This window comes from Escherichia sp. 20412-1 (genome assembly GCF_003027595.1).
Classification (GTDB): Bacteria; Pseudomonadota; Gammaproteobacteria; order Enterobacterales; family Enterobacteriaceae; genus Escherichia; species Escherichia marmotae.
In genome coordinates this window covers 52,169-74,950 of the sequence record NZ_PYQM01000010.1, presented here as the reverse complement: position 1 = coordinate 74,950, position 22,782 = coordinate 52,169, and the positions used below count along the sequence as shown (strand labels likewise).

At 51.3% G+C, this 22,782-nt stretch carries 21 protein-coding genes and 1 pseudogene; 14 read left to right on the top strand and 8 right to left on the bottom strand.

Annotated elements, in window-relative coordinates:
* Positions 1 to 19 precede the first annotated feature (19 nt).
* From ygiW to C7B16_RS09620, 7 genes are all read left to right on the top strand, one after another.
* On the top strand, positions 20 to 412 hold the full coding sequence (ygiW, locus tag C7B16_RS09650; protein WP_000712662.1) for an OB fold stress tolerance protein YgiW: 393 nt from the start codon (positions 20 to 22) through the stop codon (positions 410 to 412).
* 51 nt (positions 413 to 463) lie between these two features.
* On the top strand, positions 464 to 946 hold the full coding sequence (locus tag C7B16_RS09645; protein WP_061091053.1) for an AraC family transcriptional regulator: 483 nt from the start codon (positions 464 to 466) through the stop codon (positions 944 to 946).
* Positions 947 to 1,054: 108 nt separating this feature from the next.
* A complete protein-coding gene (locus tag C7B16_RS09640; protein ID WP_107179605.1) occupies positions 1,055 to 2,662 on the top strand; it encodes an ABC transporter substrate-binding protein in 1,608 nt (535 codons plus the stop codon).
* 137 nt (positions 2,663 to 2,799) lie between these two features.
* Positions 2,800 to 5,058: a DNA topoisomerase IV subunit A gene (parC, locus tag C7B16_RS09635; protein ID WP_001281917.1), complete on the top strand. Its 2,259-nt coding sequence runs from the start codon at positions 2,800 to 2,802 to the stop codon at positions 5,056 to 5,058.
* Between the two features lie 228 nt (positions 5,059 to 5,286).
* Positions 5,287 to 6,024 (top strand): 1-acylglycerol-3-phosphate O-acyltransferase, encoded by a 738-nt coding sequence (plsC, locus tag C7B16_RS09630; protein WP_000965727.1) that lies wholly within the window; start codon positions 5,287 to 5,289, stop codon positions 6,022 to 6,024.
* 71 nt (positions 6,025 to 6,095) lie between these two features.
* On the top strand, positions 6,096 to 7,508 hold the full coding sequence (ftsP, locus tag C7B16_RS09625) for a cell division protein FtsP (protein ID WP_107179604.1): 1,413 nt from the start codon (positions 6,096 to 6,098) through the stop codon (positions 7,506 to 7,508).
* A gap of 110 nt (positions 7,509 to 7,618) precedes the next feature.
* The gene (locus C7B16_RS09620) at positions 7,619 to 9,838 is read left to right on the top strand and encodes a YgiQ family radical SAM protein (RefSeq protein WP_016249218.1); all 2,220 of its coding nucleotides are present in this window, start codon (positions 7,619 to 7,621) and stop codon (positions 9,836 to 9,838) included.
* A 44-nt stretch (positions 9,839 to 9,882) separates the two neighbouring features.
* On the opposite strand, the gene yqhH is transcribed toward C7B16_RS09620, so the two are convergent.
* From yqhH to yqhD, 4 genes are all read right to left on the bottom strand, one after another.
* On the bottom strand, positions 9,883 to 10,140 hold the full coding sequence (yqhH, locus tag C7B16_RS09615; protein WP_001517105.1) for a lipoprotein YqhH: 258 nt from the start codon (positions 10,138 to 10,140) through the stop codon (positions 9,883 to 9,885).
* Between the two features lie 35 nt (positions 10,141 to 10,175).
* A complete protein-coding gene (locus C7B16_RS09610) occupies positions 10,176 to 11,105 on the bottom strand; it encodes a YbjP/YqhG family protein (RefSeq protein WP_001248952.1) in 930 nt (309 codons plus the stop codon).
* Between the two features lie 199 nt (positions 11,106 to 11,304).
* Positions 11,305 to 12,132 carry a 2,5-didehydrogluconate reductase DkgA gene (gene dkgA / locus C7B16_RS09605; protein ID WP_000184343.1) on the bottom strand — a complete coding sequence of 276 codons (828 nt, stop codon included), beginning with the start codon at positions 12,130 to 12,132 and terminating at the stop codon, positions 11,305 to 11,307.
* Positions 12,133 to 12,235: 103 nt separating this feature from the next.
* Positions 12,236 to 13,399 carry an alcohol dehydrogenase gene (gene yqhD, locus C7B16_RS09600; protein WP_001058791.1) on the bottom strand — a complete coding sequence of 388 codons (1,164 nt, stop codon included), beginning with the start codon at positions 13,397 to 13,399 and terminating at the stop codon, positions 12,236 to 12,238.
* A 193-nt stretch (positions 13,400 to 13,592) separates the two neighbouring features.
* Between yqhD and yqhC the strand changes: the two genes are divergently transcribed.
* Positions 13,593 to 14,492, top strand: coding sequence for a DNA-binding transcriptional regulator YqhC (gene yqhC / locus C7B16_RS09595; RefSeq protein WP_016249216.1), 900 nt, complete (start codon positions 13,593 to 13,595; stop codon positions 14,490 to 14,492).
* 39 nt (positions 14,493 to 14,531) lie between these two features.
* On the opposite strand, the gene yghB is transcribed toward yqhC, so the two are convergent.
* On the bottom strand, positions 14,532 to 15,191 hold the full coding sequence (gene yghB / locus C7B16_RS09590) for a DedA family general envelope maintenance protein YghB (RefSeq protein ID WP_000268420.1): 660 nt from the start codon (positions 15,189 to 15,191) through the stop codon (positions 14,532 to 14,534).
* A gap of 139 nt (positions 15,192 to 15,330) precedes the next feature.
* Positions 15,331 to 16,518: a cystathionine beta-lyase gene (metC, locus tag C7B16_RS09585; RefSeq protein WP_016262554.1), complete on the bottom strand. Its 1,188-nt coding sequence runs from the start codon at positions 16,516 to 16,518 to the stop codon at positions 15,331 to 15,333.
* 251 nt (positions 16,519 to 16,769) lie between these two features.
* Here metC and exbB point away from each other — a divergent pair, with 251 nt between their 5' ends.
* Complete coding sequence (exbB, locus tag C7B16_RS09575) at positions 16,770 to 17,504, top strand: tol-pal system-associated acyl-CoA thioesterase (protein ID WP_000527841.1); 735 nt, start codon at positions 16,770 to 16,772, stop codon at positions 17,502 to 17,504.
* A 6-nt stretch (positions 17,505 to 17,510) separates the two neighbouring features.
* Positions 17,511 to 17,936, top strand: coding sequence for a TonB system transport protein ExbD (gene exbD, locus C7B16_RS09570; protein WP_001240714.1), 426 nt, complete (start codon positions 17,511 to 17,513; stop codon positions 17,934 to 17,936).
* A 206-nt stretch (positions 17,937 to 18,142) separates the two neighbouring features.
* Here the strand turns inward: exbD and C7B16_RS09565 are convergent.
* A pseudogene (locus C7B16_RS09565) lies at positions 18,143 to 18,320 on the bottom strand (SDR family oxidoreductase); the annotation flags it as partial.
* A 126-nt stretch (positions 18,321 to 18,446) separates the two neighbouring features.
* On the opposite strand from C7B16_RS09565, the gene C7B16_RS09560 reads away from it, so the two are divergent.
* Positions 18,447 to 18,941: a TIGR00645 family protein gene (locus C7B16_RS09560; RefSeq protein ID WP_107179603.1), complete on the top strand. Its 495-nt coding sequence runs from the start codon at positions 18,447 to 18,449 to the stop codon at positions 18,939 to 18,941.
* A 39-nt stretch (positions 18,942 to 18,980) separates the two neighbouring features.
* Here C7B16_RS09560 and gpr read toward each other — a convergent pair whose 3' ends face one another.
* Entirely contained in the window at positions 18,981 to 20,021 is a 1,041-nt protein-coding gene (gene gpr / locus C7B16_RS09555; RefSeq protein WP_000262134.1) for an L-glyceraldehyde 3-phosphate reductase, read from the bottom strand.
* A gap of 156 nt (positions 20,022 to 20,177) precedes the next feature.
* On the opposite strand from gpr, the gene yghX reads away from it, so the two are divergent.
* The 3 genes from yghX to hybO all read left to right on the top strand — a co-directional run bounded on the left by yghX (position 20,178) and on the right by hybO (position 22,780).
* The gene (yghX, locus tag C7B16_RS09550; protein ID WP_143192593.1) at positions 20,178 to 21,065 is read left to right on the top strand and encodes a YghX family hydrolase; all 888 of its coding nucleotides are present in this window, start codon (positions 20,178 to 20,180) and stop codon (positions 21,063 to 21,065) included.
* 119 nt (positions 21,066 to 21,184) lie between these two features.
* A complete protein-coding gene (yghW, locus tag C7B16_RS09545) occupies positions 21,185 to 21,472 on the top strand; it encodes a DUF2623 family protein YghW (protein ID WP_001059136.1) in 288 nt (95 codons plus the stop codon).
* A 189-nt stretch (positions 21,473 to 21,661) separates the two neighbouring features.
* Entirely contained in the window at positions 21,662 to 22,780 is a 1,119-nt protein-coding gene (hybO, locus tag C7B16_RS09535; RefSeq protein WP_000145417.1) for a hydrogenase 2 small subunit, read from the top strand.
* Positions 22,781 to 22,782 lie beyond the last annotated feature (2 nt).

Sequence of the window (22,782 nt, the reverse complement as noted above, 5' to 3'; positions counted from 1 at the left end):
ATCAAAGGGAGTAACAAACATGAAAAAATTCGCAGCAGTAATTGCAGTAATGGCCCTGTGTAGCGCACCGGTTATGGCAGCAGAGCAGGGGGGCTTTTCTGGCCCATCGGCAACACAAAGTCAAACCGGAGGATTCCAGGGGCCGAACGGCAGCGTAACTAACGTAGAAAACGCGAAATCTTTGCGTGACGACACCTGGGTAACTCTGCGTGGCAATATCGTTGAGCGCATCTCTGACGATCTGTATGTGTTCAAAGATGCCAGCGGCACCATCAATGTCGATATCGACCACAAACGCTGGAACGGCGTGACAGTTACGCCGAAAGATACGGTTGAGATTCAGGGGGAAGTGGATAAAGACTGGAACTCTGTTGAGATTGACGTGAAACAGATCAGTAAAGTCAATCCGTAATTGTTACTGCTCCCGGGACGCGTTCCCGGGAATAATTTCGCAGGGAGCAACATGAAAAACTGTGCACTGGACGTAAATATTATCGATTTCCCATCAACCCGCGTGGCGATGTTGCCGCATCGCTGTAGCCCTGAGTTGCTCAACTACAGCGTGGCGAAATTTATCATGTGGCGCAAAGACACGGGGTTATCTCCCGTTAACCAAAGCCAGACTTTTGGCGTCGCTTGGGACGATCCTGCCACCACTGCGCCAGACGCGTTTCGCTTTGATATTTGCGGCAGCGTTAACGAGCCTGTTCCGGAGAATCGTTATGGTGTGAGTAATGGCGAACTCACCGCAGGGCGTTATGCGGTTGCCCGTCATTCTGGCGACCTGGATAACATATCTCACACTATCCGGGCCATCATTCGCCGTTGGCTTCCTGATAGCGGCGAGAAAATGCGTAACGCACCGATATTGTTTCACTACACCAACCTGGCCGAAGGGATGTCAGAGAAGCGGCTGGAAACGGATATTTATGTGCCGTTAATGTGAAGGGGGATCTTTTCCGGAGTGTGAGCCAAATCACTCGCGATAAGTTTGAGCTAACAATGCCACTGGCGTATTGTTGTCAGGCTTATAATTTCTCCGGTAAGGAATACCATGTATACGCGAAATTTATTATGGCTGGTCAGCCTGGTAAGTGCGGCTCCTCTCTATGCTGCTGACGTTCCCGCCAACACACCGCTCGCCCCGCAACAGCTCTTTCGTTACAACAATCATAGCGACCCCGGCACGCTTGACCCGCAAAAGGTTGAGGAGAATACCGCCGCGCAGATTGTGCTGGATCTGTTTGAAGGTCTGGTATGGATGGACGGCGAAGGTAAAGTGCAACCTGCCCAGGCTGAATCCTGGGAAGTGTCAGATGGCGGCAAACGCTATATTTTCCATTTACGCAACGGCTTACAGTGGTCTGATGGTCAGCCTCTGACAGCGCAGGATTTTGTCCTCGGCTGGCAGCACGCGGTTGACCCCAAAACGGCAAGCCCTTTTGCTGGCTATCTGGCGCAGGCGCATATTAAAAATGCAGCGGCTATCGCGGCGGGAAAATCGGATGTCTCATCGTTAGGCGTGAAAGCGACGGATGACCGCACTTTTGAAGTCACGCTTGAGCAGCCCGTACCGTGGTTTACGACAATGCTAGCCTGGCCGACGCTGTTTCCGGTTCCGCATCATATGATTGCGAAGTATGGCGATAGCTGGAGTAAGCCAGAGCATATGGTTTACAACGGTGCTTTTGTGCTTGATAAATGGGTGGTTAACGAAAAGATTACCGCACGCAAAAATCCAAAGTACCGCGATGCACAACATACGGTATTGCAGCAGGTTGAGTATCTGGCACTGGATAATTCAGTCACCGGCTATAACCGCTATCGTGCGGGTGAAGTCGATCTCACCTGGGTTCCGGCACAACAAATTCCTGCTATTGAAAAATCACTGCCTGGTGAGTTGCAAATTATCCCGCGTCTGAACAGTGAATATTATAATTTCAATATCCAGAAACCACCGTTTGACGATGTTCGTGTCCGGCGGGCGCTATATCTGACGGTCGACAGGCCGTTGATTGCGCAAAAGATACTCGGGTTGCGAACGCCTGCAACCACGTTGACGCCGCCAGAGGTAGAAGGCTTTAACGCGACGACGTTTGATGAACTGCAAAAGCCGATGAGTGAGCGCGTGGCGACGGCAAAAGCCTTGCTCAAACAAGCGGGGTACGATGCATCTCATCCGCTACGCTTTGAACTGTTCTACAACAAGTATGATTTGCATGAAAAAACGGCAATTGCGTTGTCTTCCGAATGGAAAAAATGGCTTGGTGCACAGGTGACGCTGCGCACGATGGAGTGGAAAACCTATCTTGATACCCGGCGAGCCGGTGATTTCATGCTATCGCGGCAGTCGTGGGATGCGACGTACAATGATGCTTCCACTTTCCTGAACACGCTCAAAAGCGATAGTGAAGAGAATGTCGGTCACTGGAAAAATGCGCAGTATGACGCGTTGCTAAATCAGGCGGCGCAGACCACTGACGCGACAAAGCGTAATGCGTTGTATCAGCAGGCAGAGATGATCATTAATCAGCAGGCACCGCTCATTCCCATCTACTATCAGCCGCTGATCAAATTGCTTAAACCTTACGTTGGCGGTTTCCCGCTGCATAATCCCCAGGATTATGTCTACAGCAAAGAGTTGTATATCAAGGCACATTGATGCCTTTATCGCCGTCGGAGCACGTCTGGCGGCGCTATTCACGCTGATCTCCTGTGACTCGACGCGACAGATAATGTAGTATCTCCGGCAATATTGCCCCTTTGAAGGCTGGCGAATAAGTTGAGGAATCAGAATTAATGAGCGATATGGCAGAGCGCCTTGCGCTACATGAATTTACGGAAAACGCCTACTTAAACTACTCCATGTACGTCATCATGGATCGTGCGTTGCCGTTTATTGGTGATGGTCTGAAACCCGTTCAGCGCCGCATTGTGTATGCGATGTCTGAGCTGGGTCTGAATGCTACCGCCAAATTTAAAAAGTCGGCCCGTACCGTCGGTGACGTACTGGGTAAGTACCATCCGCACGGCGACAGCGCCTGCTATGAAGCGATGGTTCTGATGGCGCAGCCGTTTTCTTACCGTTATCCGCTGGTTGATGGTCAGGGGAACTGGGGCGCGCCGGACGATCCGAAATCGTTCGCGGCAATGCGTTACACCGAATCCCGTCTGTCGAAATATTCCGAGCTGTTATTGAGCGAGCTGGGGCAAGGGACGGCGGATTGGGTGCCAAATTTCGACGGCACCTTGCAGGAGCCGAAAATGCTGCCTGCCCGCCTGCCGAATATTTTGCTTAACGGCACCACCGGTATTGCTGTCGGGATGGCAACGGACATTCCGCCACATAACCTGCGCGAAGTCGCACAGGCAGCAATCGCCTTAATCGACCAGCCGAAAACCACGCTCGATCAGTTACTGGATATTGTGCAGGGGCCGGATTACCCGACCGAAGCGGAAATCATCACCTCCCGGGCGGAGATCCGCAAAATCTACGAAAATGGTCGTGGTTCTGTGCGTATGCGCGCAGTGTGGAAGAAAGAAGATGGCGCGGTGGTCATCAGTGCCTTACCGCATCAGGTTTCTGGTGCGCGCGTACTGGAGCAAATTGCTGCGCAAATGCGTAACAAAAAGCTGCCAATGGTTGACGATCTACGCGATGAATCCGACCACGAGAACCCGACCCGTCTGGTGATTGTGCCGCGCTCTAATCGCGTGGATATGGATCAGGTGATGAATCACCTCTTCGCCACCACCGATCTGGAAAAGAGCTATCGCATTAACCTTAATATGATTGGTCTGGATGGGCGTCCGGCGGTGAAAAACCTGCTGGAAATCCTCTCCGAATGGCTGGTATTCCGTCGCGATACCGTGCGCCGCCGTTTGAACTATCGTCTGGAGAAAGTCCTCAAGCGCCTGCATATCCTGGAAGGTTTGCTGGTGGCGTTTCTCAATATCGACGAAGTGATTGAGATCATTCGTAATGAAGATGAACCGAAACCGGCGCTGATGTCGCGTTTTGGCCTCACGGAAACCCAGGCGGAAGCGATCCTCGAATTGAAACTGCGTCATCTCGCCAAACTGGAAGAGATGAAGATTCGCGGTGAGCAGAACGAGCTGGAAAAAGAGCGTGACCAGTTGCAGAGCATTCTGGCTTCCGAGCGCAAGATGAATAATCTGCTGAAGAAAGAGTTGCAGGCCGATGCGCAAGCATATGGTGACGATCGCCGTTCACCGTTGCAGGAACGCGAAGAAGCGAAAGCAATGAGTGAGCACGACATGCTGCCGTCTGAACCCGTTACCATCGTGCTGTCGCAGATGGGCTGGGTGCGTAGCGCTAAAGGCCACGACATTGACGCCCCAGGTTTGAACTACAAAGCGGGTGACAGCTTTAAAGCTGCGGTGAAAGGCAAGAGCAACCAGCCAGTGGTGTTTGTTGATTCTACCGGACGCAGCTATGCCATCGACCCAATTACGCTGCCGTCGGCGCGTGGTCAGGGCGAACCGCTTACTGGCAAACTGACGTTGCCGCCAGGTGCTACCGTTGACCATATGCTGATGGAAAGCGACGATCAGAAACTGTTGATGGCTTCCGATGCGGGTTACGGTTTTGTCTGCACCTTTAACGATCTGGTGGCGCGTAATCGTGCAGGTAAAGCATTGATCACTTTACCGGAAAATGCGCATGTCATGCCGCCGGTAGTCATTGAAGATGCTTCTGATATGTTGCTGGCAATTACTCAGGCAGGCCGCATGTTGATGTTCCCGGTAAGCGAGCTTCCGCAACTGTCGAAGGGTAAAGGCAACAAGATCATCAACATTCCGTCGGCAGAAGCCGCGCGGGGCGAGGATGGTTTGGCACACCTGTATGTACTGCCGCCGCAAAGTACCCTGACCATTCATGTCGGGAAACGCAAAATCAAACTGCGCCCGGAAGAATTGCTGAAAGTTACCGGTGAGCGTGGCCGTCGCGGCACCTTGATGCGTGGTTTGCAGCGTATCGACCGTGTCGAGATTGATTCGCCTCTCCGCGCCAGCAGCAGCGATAGCGAAGAGTAATATGCCGGAGGGGGCTTTCTCCCGTTTGCAAGGACTGCCGGATGGAACGTTAAGTCGTCATCCGGCAGCGTAATCAGCCCTAGGAAACGATAAAAATTCCCTTGAAACCGTTGTTTATTCATGCGTTGCGATTAACAATACGCTTTTCCAGAGAGCGGCTTTTAACAATGCCCTAACCTGATTTCAGGTGACGTACAATGCCAGTCTCTCAGATCTTCAGAGGGTGTTATGCTATATATCTTTCGTCTTATTATTACCGTGATTTACAGCTTGTTAGTCTGTGTTTTCGGCTCCATTTACTGTCTGTTCAGCCCGAGAAATCCGAAGCATGTGGCCACCTTTGGGCATATGTTTGGTCGTCTTGCGCCGCTGTTCGGCCTTAAAGTTGAGTGTCGCAAACCCGCTGATGCTGAAAGTTATGGTAATGCTATCTATATCGCTAACCACCAGAACAACTATGACATGGTGACGGCATCGAATATCGTGCAGCCACCGACAGTCACTGTGGGTAAAAAGAGTTTGCTGTGGATCCCCTTTTTTGGTCAGTTGTACTGGTTAACTGGCAACTTATTGATCGACAGAAACAATCGTACTAAAGCGCACGGCACTATCGCGGAAGTGGTGAATCACTTCAAAAAACGCCGTATTTCCATCTGGATGTTCCCGGAAGGAACGCGCAGCCGTGGTCGTGGCCTGCTGCCGTTTAAAACAGGGGCATTTCATGCGGCGATTGCGGCAGGCGTCCCCATTATTCCCGTGTGTGTTTCCACAACTTCGAATAAGATTAATCTTAACCGACTGAATAATGGTTTAGTGATCGTAGAAATGCTGCCGCCAATTGACGTCAGTCAATATGGTAAAGATCAGGTTCGCGAGCTGGCTGCCCATTGTCGTTCGATAATGGAACAAAAAATAGCCGAGCTCGATAAAGAAGTCGCAGAGCGCGAAGCCGCCGGAAAAGTTTAAGTCGGCAGTCTGTTTTTGCGGGAATGTTTTCCTGCACGGTATTACTTTAGCCAGTTTTACATGGAGCAAATATGTCACTCAGTCGGCGTCAGTTCATTCAGGCATCGGGGATTGCACTGTGTGCAGGAGCAGTCCCCCTGAAGGCAAGCGCAGCCGGGCAACAGCAACCGCTGCCCGTTCCGCCGCTGCTTGAATCTCGCCGTGGGCAACCGCTGTTTATGACAGTACAACGTGCGCACTGGTCATTTACGCCAGGAACGCGCGCGTCGGTTTGGGGTATCAATGGTCGCTACCTTGGGCCGACTATCCGCGTCTGGAAGGGCGATGATGTTAAGCTGATTTACAGCAACCGACTGACAGAAAATGTCTCAATGACAGTCGCCGGGCTACAGGTGCCAGGCCCGCTGATGGGGGGGCCTGCACGCATGATGTCGCCAAATGCTGACTGGGCACCTGTACTGCCAATTCGTCAGAGCGCCGCGACCCTGTGGTATCACGCCAACACACCGAACCGCACGGCACAGCAGGTTTATAACGGCCTTGCCGGGATGTGGCTGGTGGAAGATGAAGTCAGCAAGTCGCAGCCAATCCCTAATCATTATGGAGTGGATGATTTTCCGGTCATTATCCAGGATAAACGGCTGGATAACTTTGGCACGCCGGAATACAACGAGCCGGGAAGCGGCGGTTTTGTTGGCGATACGCTACTGGTCAATGGCGTACAAAGCCCGTATGTTGAAGTTTCGCGCGGTTGGGTGCGCCTGCGTTTATTGAACGCGTCGAACTCCCGTCGTTATCAATTACAGATGAGTGACGGACGTCCGTTGCACGTGATTTCTGGCGACCAGGGGTTCCTGCCTGCACCCGTGTCGGTGAAACAGCTTTCGCTGGCACCGGGCGAGCGTCGTGAGATTCTGGTGGATATGAGCAACGGTGATGAAGTGTCGATCACCTGTGGTGAAGCGGCGAGCATTGTTGATCGTATTCGTGGCTTCTTTGAGCCATCCAGCATTCTGGTTTCCACGCTGGTGCTGACGCTGCGCCCGACCGGTCTTCTGCCGCTGGTGACAGACAGCCTGCCGATGCGTTTGTTACCGACCGAAATAATGGCCGGCTCTCCGATTCGCAGCCGTGATATTAGCCTGGGTGACGATCCTGGCATCAACGGGCAGTTGTGGGACGTCAATCGTATTGATGTCACCGCGCAGCAAGGTACGTGGGAACGCTGGACGGTGCGGGCAGATGAGCCGCAATCATTCCATATTGAAGGCGTGATGTTCCAGATCCGTAACGTGAACGGCGCGATGCCATTCCCGGAAGACAGAGGCTGGAAAGACACTGTCTGGGTTGATGGGCAAGTGGAACTGCTTGTCTATTTCGGTCAGCCTTCCTGGGCGCACTTCCCGTTCTACTTTAATAGCCAGACGCTGGAAATGGCGGATCGCGGTTCCATCGGGCAACTGTTGGTTAATCCGGTGCCTTAATCTCCATACTCGCCCGAGAAGGGCGAGTATGGAATACCTTTCGATTTCTCTTTCGTTCCGGCTTATAATCCCCGGCCTTTGATTATTTTTTTACCATTTCTGGAAGCAAAATGAGCTCTATCTCCCTGATCCAACCGGATCGCGACCTGTTCTCCTGGCCGCAGTACTGGGCCGCCTGTTTTGGACCGGCACCGTTTTTGCCGATGTCTCGTGAAGAGATGGATCAACTTGGCTGGGATAGCTGCGACATCATTTTGGTTACTGGCGACGCGTATGTTGATCACCCGAGCTTCGGGATGGCGATTTGCGGTCGTATGCTGGAAGCGCAAGGCTTTCGTGTCGGGATCATCGCCCAGCCGGACTGGAGCAGCAAAGATGATTTTATGCGTCTGGGCAAACCGAATCTGTTTTTCGGCGTGACTGCAGGCAACATGGACTCGATGATCAACCGTTACACTGCCGATCGTCGTTTACGTCATGACGATGCCTACACCCCGGATAATGTCGCGGGTAAGCGTCCGGATCGCGCGACACTGGTTTATACCCAGCGTTGTAAAGAAGCATGGAAAGATGTACCGGTGATCCTCGGTGGTATCGAGGCCAGCCTGCGTCGTACCGCGCATTATGATTACTGGTCTGACACCGTGCGCCGTTCGGTGCTGGTAGATTCCAAAGCCGACATGCTGATGTTCGGTAACGGTGAGCGTCCGCTGGTGGAAGTGGCGCATCGTCTGGCGATGGGCGAGCCGATTAGTGAAATCCGCGATGTACGTAATACCGCGATTATCGTGAAAGAAGCGCTACCTGGCTGGAGTGGCGTGGATTCTACTCGTCTCGACACTCCCGGGAAAATTGACCCGATCCCGCATCCGTATGGCGAAGATTTGCCGTGCGCGGATAACAAACCGGTGACACCGAAAAAACAGGAAGCGAAAGCCGTTACTGTGCAGCCGCCGCGTCCGAAACCGTGGGAAAAAACCTACGTGTTGTTGCCTTCATTCGAGAAAGTGAAGGGCGATAAAGTGCTGTACGCACATGCTTCGCGTATTCTGCACCACGAAACCAACCCAGGCTGCGCTCGTGCGCTGATGCAAAAACATGGCGACCGCTATGTGTGGATCAACCCGCCAGCCATTCCGCTTTCTACCGAAGAGATGGACAGCGTCTTTGCGTTGCCGTACAAGCGCGTGCCGCATCCGGCTTACGGTAATGCCCGTATTCCGGCTTACGAAATGATCCGTTTCTCGGTCAATATTATGCGTGGCTGCTTTGGCGGCTGTTCTTTCTGTTCTATTACCGAGCATGAAGGGCGCATTATTCAGAGCCGTTCGGAAGACTCGATCATTAATGAGATTGAAGCGATCCGCGATACCGTTCCGGGCTTTACGGGCGTGATTTCCGATCTCGGCGGGCCAACGGCCAACATGTATATGTTGCGCTGCAAATCGCCACGCGCCGAGCAGACCTGCCGCCGCTTGTCGTGTGTGTATCCGGATATTTGTCCGCATATGGACACTAACCACGAGCCGACGATCAATCTCTATCGCCGTGCCCGCGATCTGAAAGGCATTAAAAAGATCCTGATCGCCTCCGGCGTGCGCTATGACATCGCCGTAGAAGATCCGCGCTACATCAAAGAGCTGGCGACCCATCACGTCGGTGGTTATCTGAAGATTGCGCCGGAACATACCGAAGAAGGGCCACTGTCGAAGATGATGAAGCCGGGCATGGGTAGCTATGACCGCTTTAAAGAGCTGTTCGACACCTACTCGAAACAGGCAGGCAAAGAGCAGTATCTGATCCCGTATTTCATCTCCGCACACCCCGGTACGCGTGATGAAGATATGGTGAACCTGGCGCTGTGGCTGAAAAAACACCGCTTCCGTCTCGACCAGGTGCAGAACTTCTATCCGTCGCCGTTGGCTAACTCGACCACCATGTATTACACCGGCAAAAACCCGCTGGCGAAGATTGGTTATAAGAGCGAAGACGTCTTCGTACCGAAGGGCGACAAGCAGCGACGTTTGCATAAAGCGTTATTGCGTTACCACGATCCGGCAAACTGGCCGTTAATCCGCCAGGCGCTGGAAGCGATGGGTAAAAAGCATCTGATTGGCAGTCGTCGCGATTGCTTAGTGCCTGCGCCAACCATTGAAGAGATGCGCGAGGCCCGTCGCCAGAACCGCAATACCCGTCCGGCGTTGACCAAACATACGCCAATGGCGACCCAGCGCCAGACACCTGCCGGAGCAAAGAAAGCGCCACCCGCGCAATCTCGCCCGGTGAATGCAGGGGCGAAGAAACGCCCAAAAGTGGCTGTTGGTCGTTAAGTTAATTATCCCCGGTAGCAGAATTGCTACCGGGGATATTTTTATCATTCCGCATACATACGCAAGCAGCGCAGGCAATCAAAATAGTCTTGCGCATCAAGGCGTGTATTGGCTCTGTTAGCTTCGGATTTGGCGGCGTAGATCTGCGGGCGTAATGCTTTTATATCCTGCTCAAGTCGGGCGATTTTGGCATTTAATGTTTGTACATTACCCGCCAGTTGACTGACCTTTTGTTCATTGACGCAGCCACTTAGTAAGCTGGTCGCCAGAACAACAGCTCCCACGGTGAAAATCGTTTTCATATAGTGTTCCCTTTTATTTATTATTCCTATTCAACTCACTGCTTTAATCTGGCCGCAGTCTTCGCTTCAATCTGTTTAAGCAAACTTCCGCTATTCGGACGGATGAAATCTGCAATTTCCCACAGCCCTTCGCGCCGCTGTAAAACCAAATCCTGCTCTTCGCTGTTGCCATTGGTCAGCGCAATACGAACATGGATGCGGGCGGAATCAGCGGTTTTCTCCAGTACACGGATTTCATTAATGCGAGAAAATAGCGTTTCTTCGCCAAAACAGATCGGATTATCGTAAATAAATTGCCGCTCGATTTGCATATCTTCATCGGGGTTGCTGTCAGTTTTGAAGGTAGTTTTATAGAAGGCATTAACGGCCTGACGATAAGTGTCGGAAACAACCCACGTCCAGGGCCAGCTATAATCGGCAATATGCTCAAATAGTTCACTGACAAAAGCTTCTGGCTGTTCTTTTTGCAGCGATGCCAGCGTTGCCAGGATTTTTTCATTCTCGCTATTAACTGCCTGCCAGACGCTACCATGATTGCTGGCAATATCGTCAATGACCCAACGATCATTTTCGGCCACCATTTTCAGCGTTTGTGTGGTCTTTTCTTTATCGTCTTTGAAGGCACGAAAGCGCACAACGGCATCCGCGTGGTCGGCGTCTATTTGGGTAATCGCTACGCTTTCTAACACCAGATCGCCAAAATCCTGACAGTCACAAATCGGATCGTAATCCAGCCAGCCAATATTGCCCGGTAGAGTGAGATTATCATTCAGGGTTAGCACCTTTTGTATGCGTTCAGATGTTATTGCCTGCTCTCCTGTTGCACCGAAATAAGGCGCACTGGCATCCGATTTATAGTTTTGATAAATCAGGCGAACTGTTTGTTCAGCGGTTAGCGATGGTGATTGTGCCTGAGTCGTGAAGCTTGCAAAAACAGCCAAAAACAGAAGAAGTATTTGTCTCATCTGTTTTTTACCTCACCGTCGCGTTTATCCATATTGTAGATGCTTTGTTGCTTTAAGAGCTTCCAGCTCCGCATGATGATGTCCTTAAATGTGGCATTTCTGAACGGAGGAGAGTAACAACGGGCGGGAGGCGAGGGGAATAAATGATTTCTGAAAAGTCCGGTAGCGGAGCATTACCGCCACCGGGAGAATTTGTGCGTTAGCCGCCGAACTGGTCGGGATCGGGACCGAGGCGTTTACCTTGATCGAGTTTCGCGATTTCACCAAGTTCGTCTTTGTCGAGACGGAAATCCCAGACATTAAAGTTTTCGGCAATGCGTGAAGGTGTGACTGATTTTGGGATCACCACCAGGCCGTTATCCAGATGCCAGCGGATGACAATCTGTGCTGGAGTTTTGCCGTATTTATCCGCCAGATCGCGAATGATTTTCTGGTCAAAGACACCTTTTCCGCCTTGCGCTAACGGGCTCCAGGATTCGGTCTGAATTTTGTGCGTAGCGTTCCAGGCGTGAAGCTGGCGTTGCTGCATCAGCGGATGAAGTTCGATCTGATTAATCACGGGGGGCACGCCAGTTTCATCAATCAGACGTTGCAAATGGTGGATCTGGAAGTTACAGACGCCGATGCTTTTGATTAACCCCTCTTTTTGCAGCTCGATCATTCCCTTCCATGCTTCGACATAATGGTCGATAGCGGGAACGGGCCAGTGCATTAAGTAGAGATCGATATAATCAAGCTGGAGTTTTTTCAGGCTGTCCAGCAGGGCTTCACGGGGACGCTTGTGGTCGTCGTTCCACAGTTTGGTAGTGATGAACAACTCTTCTCTGGCAAGTGCGGCATTTTTCAGTGCCTTGCCGACGCCTTCTTCGTTTTTATAGGCCGCGGCGGTATCAATCGAGCGATATCCCACTTCCAGGGCTTTTTGAATCGCGGTGATTACCTCCTCATTACTTGCTTGCCAGACGCCCAGTCCCAACTGGGGCATGACATTGCCATCCTGTAGCTTAATAACGGTTGGATTAGTCATATGTTCCTCCTTATATGAACTCACCGGAGCAGGCTCCGGTGAGGTGTTGTGAACTTAAGTCTGGACGAAATACCCAAAAACGAAAGTGTGAGGAGGAAAAAGCTTAACGGGCTGCTTCGTAAATGCGACGGCTGACATCCAGCGTAATATCATGATTTTCGCCCAGTTGGGTCATGCCGTGTTCTTCCAGCTTCTTCAGTAATGCCGGGATAGAACTGCCGTCCAGACCGTAGTCGGACAGGCGCGTCGGCACGCCTAATTGCTCGAAGAAGTTGCGGGTAGCGGCAATTGCGGCGTCAATACGCTCGTCATCGGAACCTTCGGTGATGTTCCAGACACGTTCAGCGTATTGCAGCAGTTTCGCGCGCTTGGTGTCGCGTTTTTCATTCCATAGCGCAGGCAGGACGATAGCCAGCGTTTGCGCGTGATCCAGGCCGTGCATAGCAGTCAGTTCGTGGCCCAGCATATGCGTTGCCCAGTCCTGCGGTACGCCCGCGCCAATCAAACCGTTCAGTGCCTGAGTCGCTGCCCACATGACGTTCGCGCGCACATCGTAGTTTTCTGGCTCTTTCAGGGCTTTCGGGCCATCTTCGAGAAGCGTCAGCAAAATACCTTCTGCGAAGCGATCCTGAATTTTGGCATCAACCGGTTTGGTAACATACTGTTCTACGGTGTGTACAAAGGCGTCCACTACGCCATTAGCCACCTGGCGCGGCGGCAGGGTGTAGGTATAAACCGGATCGAGCACGGCAAATACCGGCTGAACGTGGGCAGAATGAAACGCCTGTTTGTCACCGGTGGTTTTGCGAGAGATCACCGCACCTGCGTTGGATTCTGAACCGGTCGCTGGCAGCGTCAGCACGCAGCCCATTGGGATGGCACTTTTAATCTCTTTACCACCCGTTTGCAGGATGTGCCACGGATCGACATTCTCAGGATAATTTGCTGCTGCGGCGATAAACTTGGTGCCGTCCAGTACGGAACCGCCACCAACCGCCAGCAGGAAAGTCACTTTCTGTTCGCGAACCAGTTTCACGGCGTTCATCAGCGTTTCATAAGTCGGGTTTGGTTCGATACCGCCAAACTCCAGCACGTCCATGCCTTTCAGGGAATCCAGTACTTGATCCAGAACGCCGGTTTTTTTAACGCTACCGCCGCCGTAAGTAATCAATATGCGGGCATCGTGAGGGATTTGCTCGCGTAAACCGGCGATAGCGCCTTTACCAAACAGAATGCGGGTTGGGGTATGCAGATTAAAGTTGTTCATTACTTGCTCTCTTTGCTGGGCCAATATGAGGGCAGAGATCAGTCTGCCTGATGTTTGTCATTGTGGTCGCCAGCGCCGTGGCTCTCAATGCTCATTTCTGCCAATGTCTTGCCTATTTCTCCAGAGTGCTGGAGAAATAGTACAAAATTGCGCACAATCAAATTGCCGCATTAATCCTAAGAAATTACACGATATGAAACGTGAAGAGATTTGCCGACTGCTGACGGATAAAATTAATAATCTGAAAAATAAAGAAAATAGTTTGTCAGAACTGTTGCCTGATGTGCGCTTGCTGTTTGGCGAGAATCCCGGGGCACGTACGCCGGTAATGTACGAGCCAGGCATCATAATTCTCTTTTCCGGGCATAAAATCGGTTATATCAATGAACGAGTGTTTCGTTATGATGCCAATGAATATCTGCTACTGACGGTGCCATTACCCTTTGAGTGCGAAACTTACGCTACGCCGGAGGTGCCATTAGCGGGCTTACGTCTCAATGTTGATATTTTGCAGTTACAGGAACTGTTGATGGACATTGGCGAGGATGAACATTTTCAACCGTCGATGGCAGCCAGCGGCATAAACTCCGCCACGCTGTCAGAAGAGATTTTATGTGCGGCGGAGCGGTTACTGGATGTGATGGAGCGACCGCTGGATGCGCGCATTCTCGGCAAGCAGATCATCCGCGAAATTCTTTACTACGTGCTGACCGGACCTTGCGGCGGAGCATTACTGGCGCTGGTCAGTCGCCAGACGCATTTCAGTCTGATTAGCCGCGTGCTGAAACGTATTGAGAATAAATACACCGAAAATCTAAGCGTCGAGCAACTCGCGGCAGAAGCCAATATGAGTGTTTCTGCCTTCCATCATAATTTTAAATCTGTCACCAGCACCTCGCCTTTGCAGTATTTGAAGAACTACCGGCTGCATAAGGCGCGAATGATGATCATCCACGATGGCATGAAAGCCAGTGCGGCAGCGATGCGTGTAGGTTATGAAAGTGCATCACAGTTCAGCCGCGAATTTAAACGTTACTTCGGTGTGACGCCGGGTGAAGATGCAGCAAGAATGCGGGCGATGCAGGGGAGTTAAATGCGTTCCCGGCATTGCTGCCGGGAACAGAGGAAAATGTCAGGCGTTACCGTATTTTTTTTTAATTACCACAAACAGCGTGCCTAACAGGCCTGCGGTTAACAGGGCAATTGGCAGGATCATCAGAAACGTCATCACTTGATCTTCATGGCGTTTAACGAACGGGATCATGCTTAAGGCGTAACCAAAACTGGTCACCACGCTGACCCACAGCAGTCCACTTAGCCAGTTGAAAAACTGGAAGCGACGGTTTGGCAGACCGGAAATCCCCGCCATTGTTGGCAGCAGCGTGCGGACAAATGCGAGAAAACGCCCAGCCAGCAGAGCCAGCAAACCGTGGCGGTCAAACATACAGGTGGCGCGTTGATGATATTTAGCCGGAAGCTGCGCCAGCCAGCCTTTCACCGTTTTGGTATTACCTAACCAACGTCCCTGAATATAACTTAACCAGCAGCCCAGACTGGCTGCGGCAGTCAGAATCGCGATTGTTGGCAGAAAATCCATAACCCCCTGGGCAATCAGTGCGCCAGCCAGTATTAACAAGCTGTCGCCTGGCAAAAACGAGGCGGGCAACAGGCCGTTTTCTAAAAACAGCGTGGCAAACATGACAAAGTAAACAACGCTAACAATATGAGGGTCCGCCAGCGCGGCAAAGTCGTGTTGCCAGAGCGCAGCGATAATGTCTTGAATAACAGCCATGGACTTTCCTGTGGAACAGCGTTTAAGCCTTTATTTGCCTATTGTACTCCTGAATCGTCCGGGACGCCTTGATCCCGGACGCAACAATTTAAGACTAATCACAATTAAATGTCTGCAAAATTGTCCAAATTTGGCAATGTTACACAATTCGTGCAAAGCCCGCGTCCAGATCGGCAATCAGATCGTCGACGTTTTCCAGACCAATATGCAGGCGAATCAACGTGCCGCTGAAATCAATCTTTCCTTGTGGGCGGATGGCTGCGATATGTTCCGGCTGATTCGCAAGGATCAACGATTCATAGCCGCCCCACGAGTAGGCCATGCTAAATAAACTGAAGTTATCCAGATAGTTCGCCAGTTCTTCGTCGTTGAGTTTTTTCTTCAGCACAAAGGAAAATAGTCCGCTGCTACCTGTAAAGTCTCGTTTCCAGAACTCATGGCCTTTACTTTCCGGCAGAGCAGGGTGGTTAACCCGCTCAACCAGCGGATGCGCTGCCAGCCATTCCGCAACTTTCAGACTGCTTTCATGATGCTGACGCAGACGCACGCCTAAAGTGCGCAAGCCACGGCTGGTCATATAGGCGGTATCGGCATCGACCATCTGCCCCATCAGATAAGAGTTCTCCCGCAGTTGCTCCCAACAACGGGCATTGCACACCGCGGTGCCGATCATCGCATCTGAGTGACCCACAAGATATTTGGTGGCGGCCTGAATGGAAATATCGATACCAAAATCAAGGGCTTTGAACAGCACACCGGCAGCCCAGGTGTTATCAATCATAATGATGGCATCTGGCACCACGCTGCGCACGGCGGCGACAATCGCCGGAACATCATGCACTTCCATAGTGATGGAACCTGGCGATTCCAGAAATACCACTTTGGTATTTGGCCGCAGATGTTTAACGATATTCGCGCCAATCAGCGGATCAAACCACGATGTCGTTACGCCCAATTTGCTGAGGATTTTGCTACAAAAATCCTGACTCGGTTCGTAGGCTGTGTTGGTCATCAACACATGATCGCCTTGTTCGACAAACGCGAGAATGGAATTGGCAACGGCTGCCGCCCCGCAAGGAAACAGCACGCAGCCTGCGCCACCTTCCAGTTCACACATCGCTTCTTGCAATGAGAAGTGCGTTAACGTTCCGCGGCGGCCATAGAATAATTCACCATTGGCACGATTACGCGTCGCGTGTTTTTTTGCTTCCACACTATCAAAGACCAGCGAAGAGGCGCGCTGAATCACGCTATTTACCGCGCCAAGGGTATATTTTTTGCTGCGTCCTGCATTGACCAGTTGAGTATCAAGTTGTTTGTTTGCCATGTTGGGATTCCTGTTTTTATACGTCTGGATGTCTAAACTAGCATGAATAATAGTGGGCGCATCCTGAAGAATTGGCATAAAGCAGAAAATTTTCGCAAATGGCGTGCTGGTGACTTTTTTACTGCGTAAACGCAAAGAAAAGAAAGCAAAGGTACGGCAGTATGCAAATAGTAATGAGAACTACTATCAATTCGACGTCGTTTTGATATTATTGTGCGCAGATTTTGTGACTTGCGTCCTGGAGATACACAGTGGGTAATAATTTAATGCAGACGGATCTTTCCGTCTGGGGTATGTATCAGCACGCCGATATTGTCGTTAAGTGCGTGATGATTGGGCTGATTCTGGCCTCCGTAGTCACTTGGGCAATCTTCTTCAGCAAGAGCGTTGAGTTCTTCAACCAGAAGCGTCGCCTGAAGCGTGAACAGCAACTGCTGGCTGAAGCTCGCTCCTTAAACCAGGCCAACGATATCGCCGCTGATTTTGGTAGCAAAAGCTTAAGTCTGCATTTGCTCAATGAAGCGCAGAACGAGCTGGAACTGTCAGAAGGCAGCGACGATAACGACGGTATTAAAGAGCGCACCAGTTTCCGTCTTGAACGTCGGGTCGCCGCAGTGGGGCGTCAAATGGGGCGCGGTAACGGCTACCTTGCAACCATCGGCGCGATTTCGCCGTTTGTGGGGCTGTTTGGTACAGTCTGGGGCATCATGAACAGCTTTATCGGTATTGCGCAAACGCAGACTACCAACCTGGCAGTTGTTGCACCGGGCATCGCAGAAGCGCTGCTGGCAACGGCAATCGGTCTGGTGGCAGCAATTCCGGCGGTTGTTATCTATAACGTATTCGCACGTCAGATTGGCGGCTTTAAAGCGATGCTGGGTGATGTCGCAGCGCAGGTGCTGTTGCTGCAAAGCCGTGATCTGGATCTGGAAGCCAGCGCCGCTGCGCATCCGGTTCGTGTCGCACAAAAATTACGCGCAGGATAATGTCCGATGGCAATGCATCTTAACGAAAACCTCGACGATAACGGCGAAATGCACGACATCAACGTGACGCCGTTTATCGACGTGATGTTGGTTCTGCTGATTATCTTTATGGTGGCGGCACCGTTAGCGACGGTAGATGTGAAGGTGAACTTGCCTGCTTCTACCAGCACGCCGCAGCCGCGCCCGGAAAAACCGGTTTATCTGTCGGTGAAGGCGGATAACTCGATGTTCATCGGTAACGATCCTGTCACCGATGAAACGATGGTTACGGCACTGAATGCGTTAACCGAAGGTAAGAAAGATACCACCATCTTCTTCCGCGCGGACAAAACCGTCGATTACGAGACGTTGATGAAGGTAATGGATACGCTGCATCAGGCGGGTTACCTGAAGATAGGTCTGGTTGGCGAAGAAACTGCCAAAGCGAAGTAACGCAGAATTGCCTGATGCGCTGCGCTTATCAGGCCTACAAAATCTATTGCAACGTTTTGAATTTTCATGAGTTTGCAGGCCTGATGAGGTGTTTTCGCCGCATCAGGCAAGAGTTAAAAGCACAATGATGCCCGGTCGCTTCTCACAACCGGGCATTTTTTCAGCCTAAATGCTCACCGCCGCACACGCCGTGCACTTCCGCAGTGACGTAGCCCTTTCTCCGCGACCTGTTTCGCCAGACCACGGCTGTAGTTAAGAATCGCCGCTTTCGTTGCAGCCATAATCCAGCAAGTGTGGGCTTGGCTGATACGCCTGGATTGACGAAGTGGTTATGATACCGGAGCCTTTCGGCAACAATGGAATCGCTTCCTGGTTAATAAGGTAACCAGGAAGATCCCTAAACGTCGGATTTATGCGACAAAGGATTAACGTATATGTTGATTTGCTGTTGCGTGCTGTTTACTCAATTACGATATACTGTTGCCCGTTTTAACTACACGACAGGAATGTATGGAACGTTTTCTTGAAAATGCAATGTATGCTGCTCGCTGGCTGCTTGCCCCCGTGTACTTTGGCCTTTCGCTGGCGCTGGTTGCCCTGGCGCTGAAGTTCTTTCAGGAGATTATTCATGTATTGCCGAATATCTTCTCGATAGCGGAATCTGATTTGATCCTCGTGTTACTGTCGCTGGTAGATATGACGCTGGTTGGCGGTTTGCTGGTGATGGTAATGTTTTCCGGTTATGAGAATTTTGTCTCGCAGTTAGATATCTCCGAGAACAAAGAGAAGCTGAACTGGCTGGGGAAAATGGATGCTACGTCGCTGAAAAATAAAGTGGCGGCGTCGATTGTGGCAATCTCTTCCATTCACTTACTGCGCGTCTTTATGGATGCGAAAAATGTCCCGGATAACAAACTGATGTGGTACGTCATTATCCATCTGACGTTTGTGCTCTCTGCATTTGTGATGGGCTATCTTGACCGACTCACCCGTCATAATCACTGATCTTATTCGGGCGCGGTTCTCGCGCCCGGTATTAACACGTTATTTATCGGAAGACGCCTGCCACAGATTTAGCTCGCCATCAGCGATATGTTGGTCAATCTGCGCCAGTTCTTCGGCACTAAACAGCAGATTATTTAGCGCCTGTACGTTCTCCTCCAGTTGCTCCGGACGGCTGGCACCAATCAATACCGACGTCACTCGATCATCTTTCAGCAACCAGCTTAATGCCATTTGAGCCATAGATTGACCACGCTGCTGTGCCATTTCATTTAATAAACGCAGACTGTTGAGGTTGGCGTTGGTAAGCATTTTCGGCGTCAGGCCGCGAACTTTGTGCCCTTCACGATGCATCCGAGAATCTTCAGGAATACCGTTGAGATATTTTCCGGTTAACAATCCCTGGGCGAGCGGAGTGAAGGCAATGCAGCCCACACCGTTATTTTCCAGGGTATCCAGCAGACCGCTTTTATCCACCCAGCGGTTCAGTAAATTGTACGAAGGTTGGTGAATTAGCAGCGGAATTTTCCACTCGTGTAGCAACTCGACCATTTTTTGCGTTCGCTCTGGCGAGTAAGACGATATCCCTACATACAGAGCCTTACCACTTTGCACCGCATGGGCCAGCGCCGACGCGGTTTCTTCCATCGGCGTATTTTCATCGACGCGATGAGAGTAAAAGATATCGACATACTCCAGCCCCATACGTTTCAGGCTTTGGTCGAGGCTAGCGAGCAGGTATTTACGCGACCCGCCAGAGCCATACGGGCCGGGCCACATATCGTAGCCAGCTTTGGTGGAGATGATTAACTCGTCACGATAAGCGGCAAAATCTTCCCGCAGCAGACGGCCAAAGTTCTCTTCCGCACTGCCAGGAGGCGGGCCGTAGTTGTTGGCTAAATCAAAGTGCGTAATGCCCAAATCAAAGGCTTTACGCAGGATCGCACGCTGTGACTCCAGCGCGTTGACGTGACCAAAATTGTGCCACAAACCGAGCGATAACGCGGGCAGGCGTAAACCGCTTTTTCCGCAATAGCGGTACTGCATCTGCTCGTAACGCTCGGGATTCGCTAACCAGACCATGACATCTCCTTTCCACTGTTCAATTTCGAAACGATGTTTCTAGTCTAGCGATTTGCCAGGGGAGATCCCGTAGCATCGCTCACAGTGTGACGAAAAACTGGGCAAAAACACGTGCTTATGCTTTGCTTAAAAAAACACCAGTTGAGGAGTGAAACGATGCCGCGTCTGACCGCTAAAGATTTCCCACAAGAGTTGCTGGACTACTACGACTATTACGCTCACGGGAAAATATCGAAACGTGAGTTCCTCAATATTGCGGCGAAGTATGCAGTGGGCGGGATGACGGCATTAGCATTGTTTGATTTGCTCAGGCCAAATTATGCATGGGCGACCCAGGTGGAGTTTACCGATCCGGATATTGTTGCGGAGTACATCACGTATCCTTCGCCAAATGGTCATGGTGAGGTGCGCGGCTATCTGGTGAAACCTGCGAAGATGAACAGCAAAACGCCAGCCGTAGTGGTGGTGCATGAGAATCGCGGGCTGAATCCGTATATCGAAGATGTGGCGCGGCGAGTGGCGAAGGCAGGATATATTGCCCTCGCTCCTGACGGTTTAAGTTCCGTTGGCGGCTATCCCGGGAACGATGACAAAGGCCGCGAGCTGCAACAGCAGGTCGATCCAACCAAACTGATGAATGACTTCTTTGCCGCGATTGAGTTTATGCAACGCTATCCGCAAGCCACTGGCAAGGTAGGTATAACCGGATTTTGCTATGGCGGTGGGGTATCGAACGCGGCAGCGGTGGCATATCCGGAACTGGCCTGCGCGGTGCCGTTTTATGGTCGCCAGGCTCTGGCCGCCGATGTGGCGAAAATTGAAGCGCCTTTACTGCTCCACTACGCCGAACTGGACATGCGAATTAACGAAGGCTGGCCCGCTTATGAGGCAGCGTTGAAAGCGAATAATAAGGTCTATGAGGCGTATATTTATCCGGGGGTTAATCACGGATTCCATAATGATTCCACTCCCCGTTATGACAAATCTGCCGCCGATCTTGCCTGGCAAAGAACGCTGAAATGGTTCGACAAATATCTCTCTTGATGCGTTTATCTCTTACTGGATAACGTCTTTCACATACAGGAAAAAATAGCGTGCGTAAAAGTCGTACTTTGCCTAAAATATCGCTATATAGATTTGTATATAGCGATTGGAGATAAATTATGAATAACCATTTTGGTAAAGGCTTAATGGCGGGATTAAAAGCAACACATGCCGACAGTGCGGTTAATGTGACGAAATTCTGCGCCGATTATAAACGCGGTTTTGTATTAGGCTACTCGCACCGGATGTATGAAAAGACCGGCGATCGTCAGCTTAGCGCCTGGGAAGCAGGCATTCTGACGCGGCGTTATGGGCTGGATAAAGAGATGGTAATGGATTTCTTTCGTGAGAATAATTCCTGTTCTACTTTGCGCTTTTTTATGGCTGGTTATCGCCTCGAAAATTGATCAAACATACGTATTATCTTGCTTTAATTAATTACACTAATGCTCCTTCCCCTTCGTTTTAGCGCCCCGCCGCAGTATCATGACAATGATAACCATAATAAATGTGTGGTAAATGGCGCATCGATCGCATTATCGATTTTGCGGTTGAGGCAAAATATATGCCAGGTCTTCGCAACGGAATAACTATAAATGACTGGAGATAACACCCTCATCCATTCTCACGGCATTAATCGCCGTGATTTCATGAAGCTTTGTGCAGCATTAGCCGCCACCATGGGGTTGAGTAGCAAAGCCGCCGCAGAGATGGCCGAATCGGTCACTAACCCGCAGCGCCCGCCGGTTATCTGGATTGGCGCGCAGGAATGTACTGGTTGTACGGAATCTCTGCTTCGTGCAACGCATCCAACGGTAGAAAACCTCGTGCTGGAGACTATCTCTCTGGAATATCACGAAGTGCTCTCCGCCGCTTTCGGCCATCAGGTTGAAGAGAACAAACATAACGCGCTCGAGAAATACAAAGGGCAGTATGTGTTGGTTGTGGATGGTTCCATCCCATTAAAAGATAACGGTATTTACTGCATGGTCGCCGGTGAGCCGATTGTGGATCACATCCGCAAAGCGGCAGAAGGTGCTGCCGCAATTATCGCTATCGGTTCCTGCTCCGCGTGGGGCGGTGTCGCCGCTGCTGGGGTTAACCCAACCGGTGCGGTCAGCCTGCAAGAAGTTCTGCCGGGCAAAACCGTTATCAACATTCCAGGCTGCCCGCCGAACCCGCACAACTTCCTTGCGACCGTTGCGCACATCATCACTTACGGTAAACCGCCGAAGCTGGATAACAAAAACCGTCCGACCTTCGCCTATGGGCGTCTGATTCACGAACATTGCGAACGTCGCCCGCACTTCGATGCTGGTCGTTTCGCCAAAGAGTTTGGTGATGATGGCCATCGCGAAGGCTGGTGCCTGTACCACCTCGGCTGTAAAGGGCCGGAAACTTACGGTAACTGCTCCACACTGCAATTCTGCGACGTTGGCGGTGTATGGCCGGTGGCGATTGGTCACCCGTGCTACGGCTGTAACGAAGAAGGTATCGGCTTCCATAAAGGCATCCATCAGCTTGCCAACGTCGAAAACCAGACGCCGCGTTCACAGAAACCGGACGTTAACGCTAAAGAGGGCGGCAACGTTTCTGCGGGCGCTATCGGTTTGCTTGGCGGTGTGGTTGGGCTGGTTGCCGGTGTCAGCGTGATGGCGGTGCGTGAACTGGGTCGTCAGCAAAAGAAAGATAACGCTGACTCACGGGGAGAATAACC